At 42.3% G+C, this 15183-nt stretch carries 15 protein-coding genes; 4 read left to right on the top strand and 11 right to left on the bottom strand.

The window, feature by feature from the left end; all coding sequences use genetic code 11:
- Window positions 1-232: 232 nt before the first annotated feature.
- Together pssA and M917_RS00280 are read right to left on the bottom strand one after the other, a co-directional pair.
- Window positions 233-1129, bottom strand: coding sequence for a CDP-diacylglycerol--serine O-phosphatidyltransferase (gene pssA / locus M917_RS00285; RefSeq protein ID WP_021812740.1), 897 nt, complete (start codon window positions 1127-1129; stop codon window positions 233-235).
- A 58-nt stretch (window positions 1130-1187) separates the two neighbouring features.
- A complete protein-coding gene (locus M917_RS00280; protein WP_021812739.1) occupies window positions 1188-2063 on the bottom strand; it encodes a 23S rRNA (adenine(2030)-N(6))-methyltransferase RlmJ in 876 nt (291 codons plus the stop codon).
- A 141-nt stretch (window positions 2064-2204) separates the two neighbouring features.
- On the opposite strand from M917_RS00280, the gene M917_RS00275 reads away from it, so the two are divergent.
- Window positions 2205-2960, top strand: a complete 756-nt coding sequence (locus M917_RS00275) for a 2OG-Fe(II) oxygenase (protein WP_021812738.1) — start codon at window positions 2205-2207, stop codon at window positions 2958-2960.
- A gap of 52 nt (window positions 2961-3012) precedes the next feature.
- Complete coding sequence (gene dapE / locus M917_RS00270; RefSeq protein ID WP_021812737.1) at window positions 3013-4227, top strand: succinyl-diaminopimelate desuccinylase; 1215 nt, start codon at window positions 3013-3015, stop codon at window positions 4225-4227.
- A gap of 95 nt (window positions 4228-4322) precedes the next feature.
- On the opposite strand, the gene M917_RS00265 is transcribed toward dapE, so the two are convergent.
- The 7 genes from M917_RS00265 to M917_RS00235 all read right to left on the bottom strand — a co-directional run bounded on the left by M917_RS00265 (window position 4323) and on the right by M917_RS00235 (window position 10191).
- Window positions 4323-5480, bottom strand: a complete 1158-nt coding sequence (locus M917_RS00265) for a hypothetical protein (RefSeq protein WP_021812736.1) — start codon at window positions 5478-5480, stop codon at window positions 4323-4325.
- A gap of 57 nt (window positions 5481-5537) precedes the next feature.
- Window positions 5538-6038 carry a GyrI-like domain-containing protein gene (locus tag M917_RS00260; protein ID WP_021812735.1) on the bottom strand — a complete coding sequence of 167 codons (501 nt, stop codon included), beginning with the start codon at window positions 6036-6038 and terminating at the stop codon, window positions 5538-5540.
- Window positions 6039-6143: 105 nt separating this feature from the next.
- Entirely contained in the window at window positions 6144-6353 is a 210-nt protein-coding gene (iscX, locus tag M917_RS00255) for a Fe-S cluster assembly protein IscX (protein WP_021812734.1), read from the bottom strand.
- Window positions 6354-6446: 93 nt separating this feature from the next.
- The gene (locus tag M917_RS00250) at window positions 6447-6992 is read right to left on the bottom strand and encodes an acyl-CoA thioesterase (protein ID WP_021812733.1); all 546 of its coding nucleotides are present in this window, start codon (window positions 6990-6992) and stop codon (window positions 6447-6449) included.
- 144 nt (window positions 6993-7136) lie between these two features.
- The gene (locus M917_RS00245; protein WP_021812732.1) at window positions 7137-8537 is read right to left on the bottom strand and encodes an NAD(P)(+) transhydrogenase (Re/Si-specific) subunit beta; all 1401 of its coding nucleotides are present in this window, start codon (window positions 8535-8537) and stop codon (window positions 7137-7139) included.
- Entirely contained in the window at window positions 8534-8881 is a 348-nt protein-coding gene (locus tag M917_RS00240) for a proton-translocating transhydrogenase family protein (protein ID WP_200861727.1), read from the bottom strand. The genes M917_RS00245 and M917_RS00240 overlap by 4 nt, the downstream gene beginning before the upstream one ends.
- Window positions 8882-9012: 131 nt before the next feature.
- Window positions 9013-10191 carry an NAD(P) transhydrogenase subunit alpha gene (locus tag M917_RS00235; RefSeq protein ID WP_021812730.1) on the bottom strand — a complete coding sequence of 393 codons (1179 nt, stop codon included), beginning with the start codon at window positions 10189-10191 and terminating at the stop codon, window positions 9013-9015.
- Between the two features lie 514 nt (window positions 10192-10705).
- Here M917_RS00235 and yaaA point away from each other — a divergent pair.
- Complete coding sequence (gene yaaA / locus M917_RS00230; protein ID WP_021812728.1) at window positions 10706-11518, top strand: peroxide stress protein YaaA; 813 nt, start codon at window positions 10706-10708, stop codon at window positions 11516-11518.
- A 293-nt stretch (window positions 11519-11811) separates the two neighbouring features.
- Here yaaA and groL read toward each other — a convergent pair whose 3' ends face one another.
- Together groL and M917_RS00220 are read right to left on the bottom strand one after the other, a co-directional pair.
- A complete protein-coding gene (groL, locus tag M917_RS00225) occupies window positions 11812-13461 on the bottom strand; it encodes a chaperonin GroEL (RefSeq protein WP_021812727.1) in 1650 nt (549 codons plus the stop codon).
- 110 nt (window positions 13462-13571) lie between these two features.
- On the bottom strand, window positions 13572-13865 hold the full coding sequence (locus tag M917_RS00220) for a co-chaperone GroES (protein ID WP_040641452.1): 294 nt from the start codon (window positions 13863-13865) through the stop codon (window positions 13572-13574).
- Between the two features lie 538 nt (window positions 13866-14403).
- Here M917_RS00220 and M917_RS00215 point away from each other — a divergent pair.
- Complete coding sequence (locus M917_RS00215; RefSeq protein WP_021812725.1) at window positions 14404-15174, top strand: DUF3108 domain-containing protein; 771 nt, start codon at window positions 14404-14406, stop codon at window positions 15172-15174.
- Window positions 15175-15183 lie beyond the last annotated feature (9 nt).

Genomic DNA, 15183 nt, shown 5'->3' with positions numbered 1-15183 from the left:
TGGTTTGAGATGAGGGTCAAGTGTGAATCTATAAATAATATAATTTATTTTCTTCTATTTGTCATTTGTCTAGATAACCGTTTGTTTTACTTATCAATTAATTGTTCTGCACGTTTAAGTTTTTTAGCATCAATCATTTTATAGTGAGCTATAGTGGTGTTTATCTTTAAACATCTATAAAAAAAGGAATTCACCGCTCGGCAAATTCCTTAAATATAGCTAATGGCCAGTCTTACATTTTTACTTTAACCGTAGTCACGATACCTGACAGCGCATAAATAATGCCGATGGCTAAAATACCTACTGGTATGTCATAGAGCACGATACTCATAATCAATACGCCAATGATAAGAACGACAAAAGGGACTTTCTTTTTATCAAACTCTTTAAAGCTATAGTACTTAACGTTACTGACCATCAGCAAACCACAAGTCACGACCCAAGCGGCAAATAAAAACATCACTGCTGTATCGTATTGCCCTATCCACTCGTTGTGATCAATGGCAACCATAACAGCAGCCGTCACTAAAATTGCAGCCAATGGACTGGCCAAACCAACAAAGTATTTTTTATCGACTGTAGCCACTTGCACATTGAAACGTGCCAAGCGAAATGCCCCGCAAGCCGTGAAAACAAAAGCGCAACCAAGACCGATACGGCCTAATGGCTGTAAGGCAAAACTATAAATCAAAATCGCTGGCGCAACACCAAACGCTAACATGTCCGCTAACGAGTCATATTGCTCACCAAAGGGGCTTTGCGCATTGAGCATACGCGCAACGCGACCATCAGCACCATCGAGGATAGCGGATAAAAAGATAGCCAAAGAGGCTTTATAAAACTCGCCTTGCGTACTCGCTAAGATCGAATAAAAACCAGACAATAAGGATAAAGTTGTAATCAGATTGGGTGCTAAATACACACCTCGACTGACCACCCGCTTGCCTTCAGCAACCTCTGCTTCAATCACCTCAAAGGTCAAGCCATCATAACTGTCATTATCCGCCAAGCGAATATTGAACTCATGCTCATCAACAAAAGGCGGCTGGGTTGCGGCAGTGTCTTGCAACAACCGATCGTTTAAAGGGACGTCATTTGCTTGGCTTTTGGGTGGTTGCTCGTTGGTCATCTTAATATCCTTACTTTACCGGTATTTTATTCATTGACCCTGTCGTTTATTGAGCTAACTATTCGCCAACGAGCCAGCGCACATTGGTGGCACTGTCAGGCGTTAAGTCTGGAGCATCCGCCACTTTCAGAGCAGGCTGTAAAAAGCGTAATATTTCGCGTGCATGATTATCAAACTGCCAAGGTGGATTGATAACGAGCAAACCTGTGCCATTAAGACCAACGGCGACATCGTTTGGATAAATATTCAGCTCGCATACCAGCTGACGTCTCATCTCAGTACGCTTAAGCTTTTTGTAAAATAGCTCTACCGCTTCAACGTTTTTGATAGGAAACCAAAGCGCATAGGTGCCTTGTGGCCATTTATTATAAGCCGCCACGAGCAGGTTTATCAGGCGGGTAAAGTCTTTATGCTCTTGCTCATAAGGCGGATCAAGAAAAATTAGACCGCGTTTCTCTTTTGGTGGAATAACGGCGGTAATACCTTCAAAGGCATCACGATGCTGTATACCAATGGGTAACTTGTGCAACTGATAATTTAGCGCATCATATTCGCTGGCTTTGGCTTCAAAAGCTTCACCGCGTACGCCAGCATCAGGATTTTTCTCGATATGATGGGCAACCCACCAAGGAGAACCAGGGTAGACTTTATTGTCGTAAGTGAAACGGGCTTGTTTAATGCCTTCCATATAATCTTTGACAGCGGCTGGCGCCTTATCGGTATCTACCTGTAGTAAAGCTTGGATACCCCCTTTGGCCTCTCCTGTCTTGCGGGCTTCTTCACTACTCAGTGAATACAGTCCACGACCGCCATAAGCGTCAAGCACATAAAAAGGTTTGTTTTTTTGCCCCAATTGATTGAGCAGTTGTACCAATAAAATGTGTTTAACCACATCAGCAAAGTTACCAGCGTGGTAGGCGTGTTTATAGTTCATAATCTCAAAAGTTTAAATAAGAAAAATTACATCTATGGTAGCATAGGCTGCGTAAAAGATAATGTGGTTTTGGTAAATGCTTTCAATAAAAACGCATCGATTGACTGCATATTGACAGCTGATTAAGAATAATGAGATGAAATGACACAGATTATTAGCAACTTGAATGTGACAGAGTTGATCCTCGATAATCCGATAGGTGAGGATAATCCACCATTACTGTTCCCTAGCAATCCTAACAATAATCAAAAAATCTCCACTCAGCATGGTTTGCAATTGTCTGATTTTGATATAAATTGGCAAGACAGATTACATGATATTCAGCTGGACAAGTTCGTTAATGATGGCTGGATTGTCATTGACGATGTGTTTGCAAACAAAGCATTGCTCGCCCTGCAAGCAGAAAGTGGTTTTATTGATTATCGTGAGGCAACGCTCACTGCTGGTATCCGTATTAGTGATATTCGCGGTGATAAAATTCGCTGGATTACTGAAAAATTCTTTGCTGGGTTTTATTATCTGCAAAGCATCAATGCGCTTGCCGCTTTATTCAACCGTAGCTTGTTCGCGGGTATTCGTCATAGTGAAGCGCATTATGCTTGCTATCCAGTAGGATTTGGCTATCAATGGCACAGTGACAATCCAGCTGGGCGTGATGAACGTGTTATCTCAGCCGTGTTTTATCTCAACGATGAGTGGGCGACGAGTGATGGCGGCGCATTAGAAATCGTAGATAAACAGGGCGTTCATCATCATGTTATGCCAGTTGCCAATAGATTGATAATATTTGATAGTGATTTGCAACATCAAGTACAAATCGCTCATCGCCAGCGCTACTCTATCGCCACATGGATGCGCCGTGATGGTTTGGTGCCATTTGTTGACGAAAACAGTTAAAACACTATTTACCAAAACTCTAAAATCGACTTTATATATAAAAGGTTTATTCATGTCTGACTTTAATAAGCAAGCGACCCATCAGCAACAAACGCTAGATCTAAGTATCGCCTTACTTGAGCGCCCTTCCGTCACGCCAGATGATGATGGTTGCCAAGATATATTGTCAGCGCGCTTGCAACAAGCAGGGTTTGATTGCGAGTTTATGTATTTTGGTGACAGAAAACAAAGCGGCGAGCACGCGGAAGTCAAAAACCTATGGGCACGCCGTGGCAGCACTGACCCAGTTATTTGTTTTGCTGGGCATACCGATGTCGTGCCGACTGGTGATGAAAAAAATTGGACGTATCCGCCATTTACCCCGACCATTGCTGATGGTTATTTATGGGCACGCGGGGCGGCTGATATGAAAACAGGTATTGCCGCTTTTACCATCGCCGCCGAACGCTTTGTGAAAAATCATCCTGAGCACAATGGCTCTATTGCCTTTTTAATCACCTCAGATGAAGAAGGCCCTTCTATCAATGGCACCGTCAAAGTCATCGAAACTCTAGAAGCACGCAATGAAAAAATTACTTACTGTCTCGTCGGTGAACCATCAAGCACCGATACGCTAGGTGATATTATCAAAAACGGTCGCCGCGGCTCGTTGGGTGCAGTACTTACGGTGACTGGCAAACAAGGCCATGTCGCCTATCCGCATCTCGCGTCTAATCCTATTCATGCCGCCATGTCAGCGTTAGCAGAATTGACTAATGCCACATGGGATGAAGGCAATGACTACTTCCCGGCAACGTCTTTGCAAATATCAAATATCAATGGCGGTACAGGCGCGACCAACGTCATTCCTGAAACCCTCGAAGTCGTGTTTAACTTTCGCTTTTCGACCGAAACCACGGAAGATGAGCTAAAAGCAAAAACTCATACTATCTTTGATAAGCATTTTAAAGACAGCCATTTTGCCGATAGCAAAGCCAGTTATGCTATCAATTGGAAGTTATCCGGTCAGCCGTTTTTAACACCTGAAGGGAAATTGGTCTCGGCATGTCAAAATGCTATCAAAAAAGTAACCAATGTTGATACGACACTATCTACGTCTGGCGGTACATCAGATGGACGCTTTATTGCACCAACAGGGGCGCAAGTGGTCGAGCTTGGTGTTCGTAATGCAACGATTCATCAGGTCGATGAAAAAGTAGAAGTTGATGAGTTGGGTAAATTAGCACAGATTTATGAGGGGATTTTGGAAGGGTTGTTGTTAGATTAATTTTATTTTCTAATAGTAAAAAGCGCCATCTGATTGAGGTTTGGCGCTTTTTCTGTCATTGTTTTTATTCAAAAAATATAATCTATATATGTAAACTATTCATCTTCTACATAAGATACTGATGAGATAGTACCTGCTCTAGTCAATGTATAAGTCTGCTCCATAGGTTTATAGGGTGCTTCTTTCGCGACCTCTAAAGATAAATTAGAAATTAGACCAAATATCTTATGAGCATACTCTAGACAATCATACTTTCCTCTACTTTCTAAAGATAATTTAGATAGCTCTTTAAACTGGTTAATATATTTATCAAAACTGGTTCTTTTGCTACGTTCACTATACAACTCTGAAGGATTGGCTGGAAGAGGAAATCGAACAGACATAATTTCCTGACCTTCGGGCAATTCTATAAACTCTTGGATTGCATATAGCTGGGAGTTAGCTAAATTAATCGGAGCTGAATGCATAACTAAGTCTCTATACTGTCCTAATTCATATAACCAACCTTCTTTGCCCATTATATTTTTAAGATTGGATTCAAATTCAGTTAGGCTTGCTATTTTTTTAAGACCTTTGAATAACCCGCTTGCAGTAGTGATCTCTAGTCTAGGATTGTTTAAAGATTGCCTAATTGCCTTTTTTAAACCTCCACCACTTGCGAAATTAAAAATGTATTCGCATAAATAGTCTCTCATTATGCCAACATCAAATAGAAAAGAGTGAAACTCCTGATAAACTAAGTCCGTATAACCGTCTTGAAAACGCTGATCTTTCTTGAAGTTTTTACCTAGGTTTCTTGCTTGCAATTGTTGATGATAAGTTAATGAAAGGTTTTTTACTCTGTCATTAATAGTGCCCAACTGAAATTTTATTCTATTTGATAAGTCATATGCCAAACCATCTTTATTATGAAAGGCTGATAGAGTCAATCCACCCCACAAAACTGCTGCATCCCAGTTAGGCCAAATTGATTTTTGTTTGATAAACCCTCTAAACTGCGTTGGTGCTTGACCAGTAAGCTCCATTTGATGAGTTATAAATTCAACACCAATAATATTTAAATTTAATTTGTCTAATGAACCATATAACGCACCAAAGGTATTAATTTTGATTTGGCACACTTTTCCAGCAGTAGTTAGAGGCCACAATCTAACCATATCAGTTTGGATTTCATTTGTAGCTAATATTCCGCCAGCTATATGCACAACCCTGCTACAAGTGGGCCAATCCTCTTTTATAGATCCTTGATCCATTAGACGACCTCAAAACTAATTTATAAAAAACAGTTGAACATATATCGTCAATTCATCTTACTCAATACCAATATAGACATCAACTTGACCGTACTCTAAATTGCCACCGATATAATGCTCAAAATCAACATCAAAAGTTCTTACGTGTTCACAGCTGCGATCATTAAAATATGTCCAAGCCTTTTCCCAAGCATTCATCAAAGTATATGGCATTCTACCTTCTTCAGAGAATACCAAGTACTTGCCTGCAGGAATACTTACTGTCACTACATTTGCAGCATTAGCCACATTTTCATTGTCTGACGACTCTTGCTCGCTGTCCGTTTTCCAACCTGCCACAACATCAAACGCTCCTACTAAATCCTCACTCTCATAGTTATGATAAACACCATAAATATCCTCACCTTCAGGAAGTTGACCCGCGTGATTTTGATAAAACTTTTGCCATAAACGACCCAGCTTAGCGGTTTCTTGGCTAATCTCAGCGTTATTAGTGGTACGAACGCTAATGCCGCTACAAGTTATCGCTTCGGGTAGCTCTTTGATTTGTGACGTCATGATGAGGTATATCCTGTATATTTATAAGTTTTTTTATTTGAGATAATATTAAAATGAGATAGTGCTAAAAATAGCCATTATACCCATTAACACTGCAAAGTTGCTTTAATCTGCTTCATCAATCCAATTCATTTGAATGGCTTCTAAAATGCCTTCATTTGATTTTTGTGGATCGTCATCAAAACCTTCAAGCTCAGTCACCCAGCGATGCAAGTCAGTAAAACGTATGTACTGCGGATCAGTCTCTGGAAACTTCTCATAAAGCTCAATCGCGATGTCTAAGCTGTCTGTCCATTTTAATTTTTGCGGGGTCATCATGGCTCCTTAATTTTTAATCGTTTTGATAGGCACTATCCTACCAAAATTCGCCAAATGATTATAGCGCTGATAATTATATAGCCAAGCGCTTTATCCTTTCACTATTAGTTTTGCCGACTTCACCGCGACTTGATGCTTATTCCATGTGGTGATGACTTCCGTTAGCTGATCGCCTGTCATATCCAGCACCGCAGGCGCACACTGTCCTTTTTTGTTCATCAAAACAAACTTGGTCATGCCAACGCCCATCAGCTGGTTTTTTACAAAAAAATGAGTTTCAAAATACACGTATTTTTTATCCCATCCGACAAGCTTGCTATTTACCGTCATCTTGTCCAAAAATTTGATTTCTTTCAGATAGATCATTTCTTGCATGGCAATAACCCAGTTTAAGGGCTTAATACCTTTTTGATGACAACAGCTCATTAGCCAGCGCGTCACGTTGAGTTCAATAAAAGACAAGTAACGATAGTTGGGCAAATGATCGCGAAAACCCATGTCATGTGGTAATACACGATACTGACGAACAACAGGAGCGGTCAACATCTCGACACTTAGGTATTCACTGACCGATTGCTGTTTTAACTGTTGCTTGAGCAAGCTGACCATAATAAAAAAACGCAGTAGCATATTCATAAACCATTCTCTTATTTCTTCGTATTTATAATTAATGATTATAGTGGGCAATGATATCGGCTTGTCACCCGTTGATAAATGCCACCCACTTTAACGCAAAAAAGCCACCTCAGTGACTTTTTATTGGAAAACGTATTTGAGAGATTAATGACCGGCGCCATTGATACTGCGTACCATTTCCTCTACCATTTTTTTGGCATCGCCGAAGATCATCATGGTTTTGTCCATATAGAACAAGCTGTTGTCTAAGCCTGCATAACCAGTGCTCATTGAACGTTTGATGACCATGATCGTTTGCGCTTTGGTGACTTCTAGAATCGGCATACCAAAGATTGGCGAGGTTGGATCGTCTTTTGCAGAAGGATTCACAACATCATTTGCACCGATAACTAAGACCACATCGGTACTAGCAAAGTCTGAATTGATTTCATCCATCTCTAAAATATCATCATAAGGTACGTCAGCTTCAGCCAATAGTACGTTCATATGACCCGGCATACGACCAGCAACTGGATGGATGGCAAAACGAACGTTAACGCCTTCTTCTTTTAGCAACTCGTACAGCTCTTTTACCGCATTCTGTGCACGGCCCTGTGCCATACCATAACCCGGTACGATGACCACACTACTCGCATTGGCCATTAAGAAGCCTGCATCTTCTGCCGAACCTGCTTTGTAGTTTTTGGGCGCGCCAGTATCCTCGCCTGCTGCCACTGCGGACGTGCCCATACCACCAAACAAGACATTGAGCAATGAGCGATTCATGGCTTTACACATGATATAAGACAAAATCGCACCTGACGAGCCAACGAGCGAGCCTGCAATGATCAGCATCGAGTTACCAAGAGTAAAACCAATTCCTGCCGCCGCCCACCCAGAGAACGAGTTCAATAGCGACACCACGACGGGCATATCACCGCCACCGATTGGCGCAATCCACATCCAGCCAAAGATAACCGCAATCACTGCCATTGCATAAAAAGCTGGTAGCGAATCCGTGACGAAATACACGCCACCGAAACCAATCATTGCAATAAACAATAGCGCTTGGACAGGTTTCACCCAGCCACCGACCAATGTTTTTGCCCAGCTTTTTGCCGCCAATTTACCAAAGGCAAAAACAGACGCTGAGAAAGTAATCGCACCGATAAAGCAACCGATAAATAGCTCGACACGCGCCACAGCCCCATGCTGCTGTTCAGTATGCAATACCGTCGCTAGTGCAATCGCCACCGCCGCCAAACCGACAAATGAATGCATCAACGCAACGGTTTCTGGCATTTGAGTCATCGCGACTGTTTTCGCTTTCCACATACCAACAACAGCACCTAACACCATCGCACCGATAATTAACCAAAGCACTGGCCCTTCTGCCAAAAAGAATGTCGTCACGACGGCAATCGCCATCGCCGCCATACCAAAACGGTTACCACGAATAGCGGTCTTCGGACTAGACAAGCCACGCAAGGTCAGTACAAAGAGAATAGCGCCAACCAAATAAAACCAATCAGCATTTGCCGCAATCATTGTTGAGAAATCATTCATGCGTCGCCTCCAGTTTCTGTTGCATTGGCTTCAAGAGCAGGTGATTTTTTCACTTTAGGTTTGAACATCGAAAGCATACGCTCAGTCACGGCAAAACCACCAAAGATATTGATACTGGCCAAAAATACCGCAAAAGCACCAAGCAAACTGGTCGGTGTAAACATCGATCCATCAATGGTGACTGTCTGTAGCATCGCACCGACGATGACAATACTGGATAAGGCATTGGTTACCGCCATCAATGGTGTATGCAGAGCAGGCGTAACACCCCAAACAACGTAATATCCAACAAAAATAGCGAGTACAAATACCGTAAAAATCGCTACGAATGGTGTGCTACTCATGGCTGCACCAGCTGGCGCGGCCGCTAAAATAGTGGCAATCATCTAATCCTCCTAAAAATTTATTCGTGTCTGGCAAATGTGTAGCACTAAAATACACGGTGACAACATGCATAGTGATAGGTAGTCAAACCCTAGCGTTTGCCGAGGCGTACTTGACTGTCATGTGTCACTGCCAATGCACCTTGAATCTCATCTTCCATGTCTACATTAAGTGCCAATGTAAGTGGTAAGTTAGGTGATGCGTCACTTGCTGAAGCATCGTCATTAGCAGGCGCAATTAATGTCGTGATAAAATTGACAAGGTTATTGGCGTATAAATCTGAAGACTGCGCTGCCAGCATCGATGGGATATTGGCAGCACCAACAATACGTACGCCATTGTCTGTAGTGATGGTTTCATTAGGCACACTGCCTTCAACATTGCCACCCGTTCCAGCAGCCATATCAATCAGTACAGAACCTGCCTTCATTTTAGTGAGTGTTGCTTGATGAACCAAACGCGGTGCTTGACGGCCAGGAATTTGCGCAGTTGTAATGACGATGTCAGCATTGCTGAGCGCTTTATCAACCACGGCAGCTTGGTCTTTGATGTATTGCTCTGATGGTGTCCATGCATAGCCACCCGTGGCTTTGGCCTTTTGTGCTTCATCTTCGCTCATCGGCACATCAAGCCATTTCCCACCAAGGGATTCGACTTGCTCTTTTGCGGCAGGACGCAGATCACTGGCTTCAACCACAGCTCCTAAACGTTTTGCAGTCGCAATTGCCTGCAGACCTGCAACCCCAACACCTAAGATAACCACTTTGGCTGGCTTGACTGTACCAGCTGAGGTCATAAACATTGGAAATGGACGCGAATATTCATTGGCCGCTAGCAATACTGCCTTATAACCCGCAAGGTTGGCTTGTGATGACAAAACATCCATATTCTGTGCGCGTGACAACGTACGAGGTAAGAGTTCCATCGCAAAAGCCGTCGCACCTTTGGCCGCATAAGTGTCCAGCTGAGTGTTACGATATGGGTCGAGCATACCAATGACAATCTGACCAGATGACAAATCATCAGTGGCCTCAGCAGAAAGAGCATTGACGGTGGTAATAACCTGAGACTGTATAATCACCTCGGCGCTACTGTTGGCAATGTCGGCACCTGCAGCCTGATACAACTCATCAGCATAATACGCTGCTTGACCAGCACCCGACTGTATAACGACTTCAAACCCGAGTTTCCGCAATTTTTTGACCGCGTCTGGGGTTAATGCGACACGGCTCTCGCTCGCGACATCTGCACTGACTACACCGATTTTCATACTGTCTCCTTACTCACGTCTAATGACTGTATTTACGTCTCACGACTATATTTACGTCTCATGACTACCTTTAACACCCTCAACGCACATTTAAAAAGCACAGGGGACAAAAAATCTTTGGTCTTAACTGGCTTAAGATAACAACCAAAGATTATCAATTTAATAAATGATAGCTACTTTGCCATCAAGCCTTTTTATTATAGAGACATCATCTGGCAACTTTCATTGCCTAATGATGACGCATAAGTAAAATAAAAAGTTAGGTACTTACACCACACACATAACTTTTATTGTTATATTAAAAATTTTTATTTTTCTGCTAACTTAAATGATTGATTGGATATGGGTTGAAGTTGCCAGTTATAGTCTTTATAACGTTGGCAAACAGCCGATACAGTCTTAAAAAACAAGAAACCCTAACGAGTAAGAAGCGTTCAATCGATGGCTGTCGTATAATAAAAAGCCTTGACACACAAATAGAATGGTCATTAGCTCACGATAAGAAGGAATCAACATGTATTTTTTACTTTCTCCTGCCAAATCTCTGAATGAAACAGACGCTATACCAGTAAATCTAGGCAACCATTACAGTCAACCTGAGTTAATTGAACACTCACAGGCGCTGATGAAAATATTAAAATCAAAAGAGCCAATGGATTTGCAAGCGCTCATGAGCATCTCTGATGATTTGGCTCAGCTCAATGCCCAACGTAATCAGCAATGGCGTTGGAGTAAAGATGAGCCATTTACCAATGACGCATCTGGTAATAAAGCCAAACCTGCTGGTTATTTATTCGATGGCGATGTCTATACCGGTCTCGAGATGTATGGTATGGATAAAGACACCGCTATTTATATCAATGAGCATCTAGGTATCTTGTCTGGACTGTATGGCGTATTAAAACCGCTGGATCTTATCCAACCGTATCGACTAGAGATGGGCACCAAACTAAAAAACGAGCACGGTGATAACTTATATGAGTTTTGGGGTGAAGAAGTAACCAATACCATTAATGAGCGTATGGCTGATAGCGAGGATAATGTCTTAATCAATCTGGCGTCAAATGAATACTTCAAAGCGGTGAAGAAGAAAGCACTAAAGGCAGACATTATTACGCCAAGATTTGAAGATGAGAAAAGTGGTACGTACAAAGTGATTAGCTTTTATGCCAAAAAAGCGCGCGGCCTAATGGTCAAATATGCCGCTGATAATAAGCTGACCAATGCTGAACAGTTAAAAGATTTTGATTTAGCAGGTTATTATTACTGTGAAGAGGCGTCTGACGATAAGACGTGGACGTTTAGACGGGATGCGGCGGATCAGTAGTTTTAAAAATATATATCTAATCGCATAAAAAAACCCGATAAGCTCAGCCTATTGGGGTTTTATAGGAGCTAGATACAAAACTGCTATGCTAAGTGCCACAAAAAAAGCGCTGCTATCTTAACGATAACAGCGCTTTCGGTAGTTAAAACACTTTTACTAAAATAGCTATATTTATAGTGAAAAGCATTTTATGGATTGACTGAAGCAGTACGACTAGGCAAACGAGCAAAGATTGTACTTATAGTACATCGAGCGAGGTTAACGACGTCGTACAAATTCAGTCGAGGCATAAATTACATCATGCCGCCCATTCCACCCATACCGCCCATTCCACCGCCAGCACCCATGCCAGACATACCATCATCTTTTTCTGGTAGGTCAGTAATCATGGCTTCGGTAGTCAGCATTAGGCCAGCAACAGACGCGGCGTTTTCTAGTGCTGAGCGAGCAACTTTTGCTGGATCAAGGATACCCATTTCTAGCATATCACCGTATTCACCAGAAGCTGCATTGTAACCATAGTTACCAGTACCGTTCTTCACTTCATTGACCACAACTGACGCTTCTTCGCCTGCGTTGGTTACGATTTGACGTAGTGGCGCTTCCATTGCGCGACGTAAGATATTGATACCTGCGTCTTGGTCATCGTTATCGCCTTTTAGCTCAGACAATGCATTCATCGCACGTACTAAGGCAACACCACCACCAGGTACAACGCCTTCTTCAACCGCTGCACGAGTCGCATGTAGCGCATCGTCAACGCGATCTTTCTTCTCTTTCATTTCAGTTTCGGTCGCTGCGCCAACTTTGATAACTGCTACGCCGCCTGCTAGTTTCGCAACACGCTCTTGTAGCTTTTCTTTATCGTAGTCAGAAGTAGACTCTTCAATTTGACGGTTGATAGACGCAACGCGATTATCGATGTCCGCTTTGTTGCCAGCGCCATCAACGATTACGGTGTTTTCTTTACCGACAGTGACTTTCTTAGCCGTACCCAGTTGCTCTAGAGTAGCAGTCTCTAAGCTCAGACCAATCTCTTCAGAGATGACCGTACCGCCTGTTAGCGTCGCGATATCTTCTAGCATGGCTTTACGACGATCACCGAAACCTGGTGCTTTAACGGCACAAGTTTTTAGGCCGCCACGCATGTTGTTAACAACAAGAGTCGCTAGCGCTTCGTTTTCTACGTCTTCAGCGATGATGAGCAATGGCTTGCTCTGCTGCATGACTTGCTCAAGTAATGGCACGATCTCACGAATGTTGCTGATTTTTTTGTCAACTAACAAGATATATGGGTTTTCAAATTCAGCCGTTAAGCTGTCTTGCTTGTTTGCAAAGTATGGGCTGATATAACCACGATCAAACTGCATACCCTCTACTACTTCTAGAGTATCTTCAAAGCTTGAACCTTCTTCTACCGTGATAACGCCTTGCTTGCCTACTTTTTCCATCGCTTGAGCAATCAAATCACCAATTTTGGTGTCTGAGTTGGCAGAGATAGAACCCACTTGGGCGATTGCTTTTGAATCGTCAGCTGGCGTAGATAGCAAATGAATTTGCTCAACAGCCGCGCGAACCGCTTTGTCGATACCGCGCTTAAGATCCATTGGGTTCATGCCAGCAGCCACTGACTTCATGCCTTCTTGCAAGATTGACTGAGCCAATACGGTCGCAGTGGTCGTACCATCACCAGCGACATCGTTTGTGCGGCTAGCGACTTCACGGACCAACTGTGCGCCCATGTTTTCGAATTTGTTTTCAAGCTCGATTTCTTTGGCAACCGATACACCATCTTTAGTGATGGTAGGTGCGCCAAATGATTTATCGATTACCACGTTACGACCTTTAGGCCCTAGGGTGACTCGTACTGCATTTGCTAGGATGTTTACGCCATCCATCATTTGTTTACGGGCATCTATGCCGAATTTTACGTCTTTTGCCATGTTAAATTACTCCATTATTATAAGTATGAGAATACAATTGAATGATTCTTTAGTACGGTTATCAATGCTGTCAGCTAAAACATAATTAGCCCAAATTGCCTTTCGAGCAATTAGCCTTCTAGCACACCCAATACATCAGATTCTTTCATAATAAGTAGTTCTTCGCCGTCAACTTTCACGGTTTGACCAGCATATTGACCGAACAAAACTTTGTCGCCAGTTTTTACATCTAACGCGCGAGTGTCGCCGTTGTCACGAATCTGACCATTACCAGTAGCTAACACTTCACCTTGTGAGGGTTTTTCTTGTGCTGAACCAGGAAGTAAGATACCACCAGCCGTTTTTGTTTCTTCTTCTATGCGGCGGACAACAATACGATCATGTAAAGGACGAATATTCATCAATATGTCTCCAAAAATGAGTTATTTGAATTAAGGGTTTATTTGAATTAATCCTCTCAATACCAATATCTATCAGAACTGCTATCTAAACACAGCGTTCTAAAGATAAGCCTTGAGCTTGTATCAAAAAGTGGGGGCAATAGGAGATGGCTTCAAGTGTAAAGCCCAAAAATTTACAAGAATTTTTGGAGTCTTGATAGGCGAAATTTATCAGTGGAGTTTGGCGATAGAGCCGTACTCAGCATTTAATATCGTTTATTAGAATTACCTTGCTAAGTATAACTGGGATAATAATAAAAACGCGGCATGACAGCTACAGATTAAAAGAGCTGGTGAGGTTTAATACTTGACGTAAAGCTTATCAATTTACTTATTTTTCTTGATGGGTTTGATAGCAACATTGGCTACAAGAGCAACACGTTAAGCTTATTCATTACTCTTGAAAATGTAACAAAATATGGCCATTATAGTCCTTGAGATTATCATTATGGCCATAAACAAAATCTAAGATGATCGAATAGAAGTTAATTAAGGAATATGCATGCGCTTTTTATCAATCAATAAGAAATCGTCTATCGCTACAGCTAGTGACACACAGCCTAGTAAATCTAAACTCTTAACGGCCTTGACCACAGGGGCCAGTATTGCTGCTATTGGAGCTTTAAGTATGACCGCACCCGCACTTGCTAACGCAAAAACCATTCAACCCTCAAGCGCTAATTATAGCTTTACGGTAGAAGACAAGTACAAAGGGTCAGCTACTCGTACTTTGAAAAAGTCAGGCAGTACTTGGAAATACGACGTAAATGCTCGCGTGGCTGGCGTTGCTAGTGCCGCACAAAGTAGCACCTTTACCATTACGGGTAACAATGTCAGTCCAAGCCAAGCCAGTACCACTTACAAATTACTCGGTATGGGACGGACGCATAAGTTGGACTTTAACCCAAGTGCCAAAAAGGTCACCAGTAACTATAAAGGTAAGACGACGACCATGGACATGGCACAGCAAGCCTTTGATGATTTGAGCCTTGAGGTGCAAATTCGCCAAGATTTATTAAACGGTAAGTTCTCTGGCAACTATTACATGGCCAAAAAGAACAAAGTAGAAAAGACGCCATTCAAAAAATCAGGCAATACTAAGATCACTGTCCCAGCTGGCACGTTTGATACGGTACGTGTTGACCGTATTCATGATGACAACAGCCGCTCTACCAGCTTTTGGCTCGCACCAAGCTTGGATTATTTACCCATAAAAGTAAGCCAGATTAATGATGGTAAAAAAATGGACTTAGAGTTAACCAAGGTTAATTGATAGTCCTGT

It is taken from the genome of Psychrobacter aquaticus CMS 56, from assembly GCF_000471625.1.
GTDB lineage: Bacteria > Pseudomonadota > Gammaproteobacteria > Pseudomonadales > Moraxellaceae > Psychrobacter > Psychrobacter aquaticus.
Note: the sequence above shows the minus strand (reverse complement) of the source record. Positions and strands in the feature narration are given on the sequence as shown.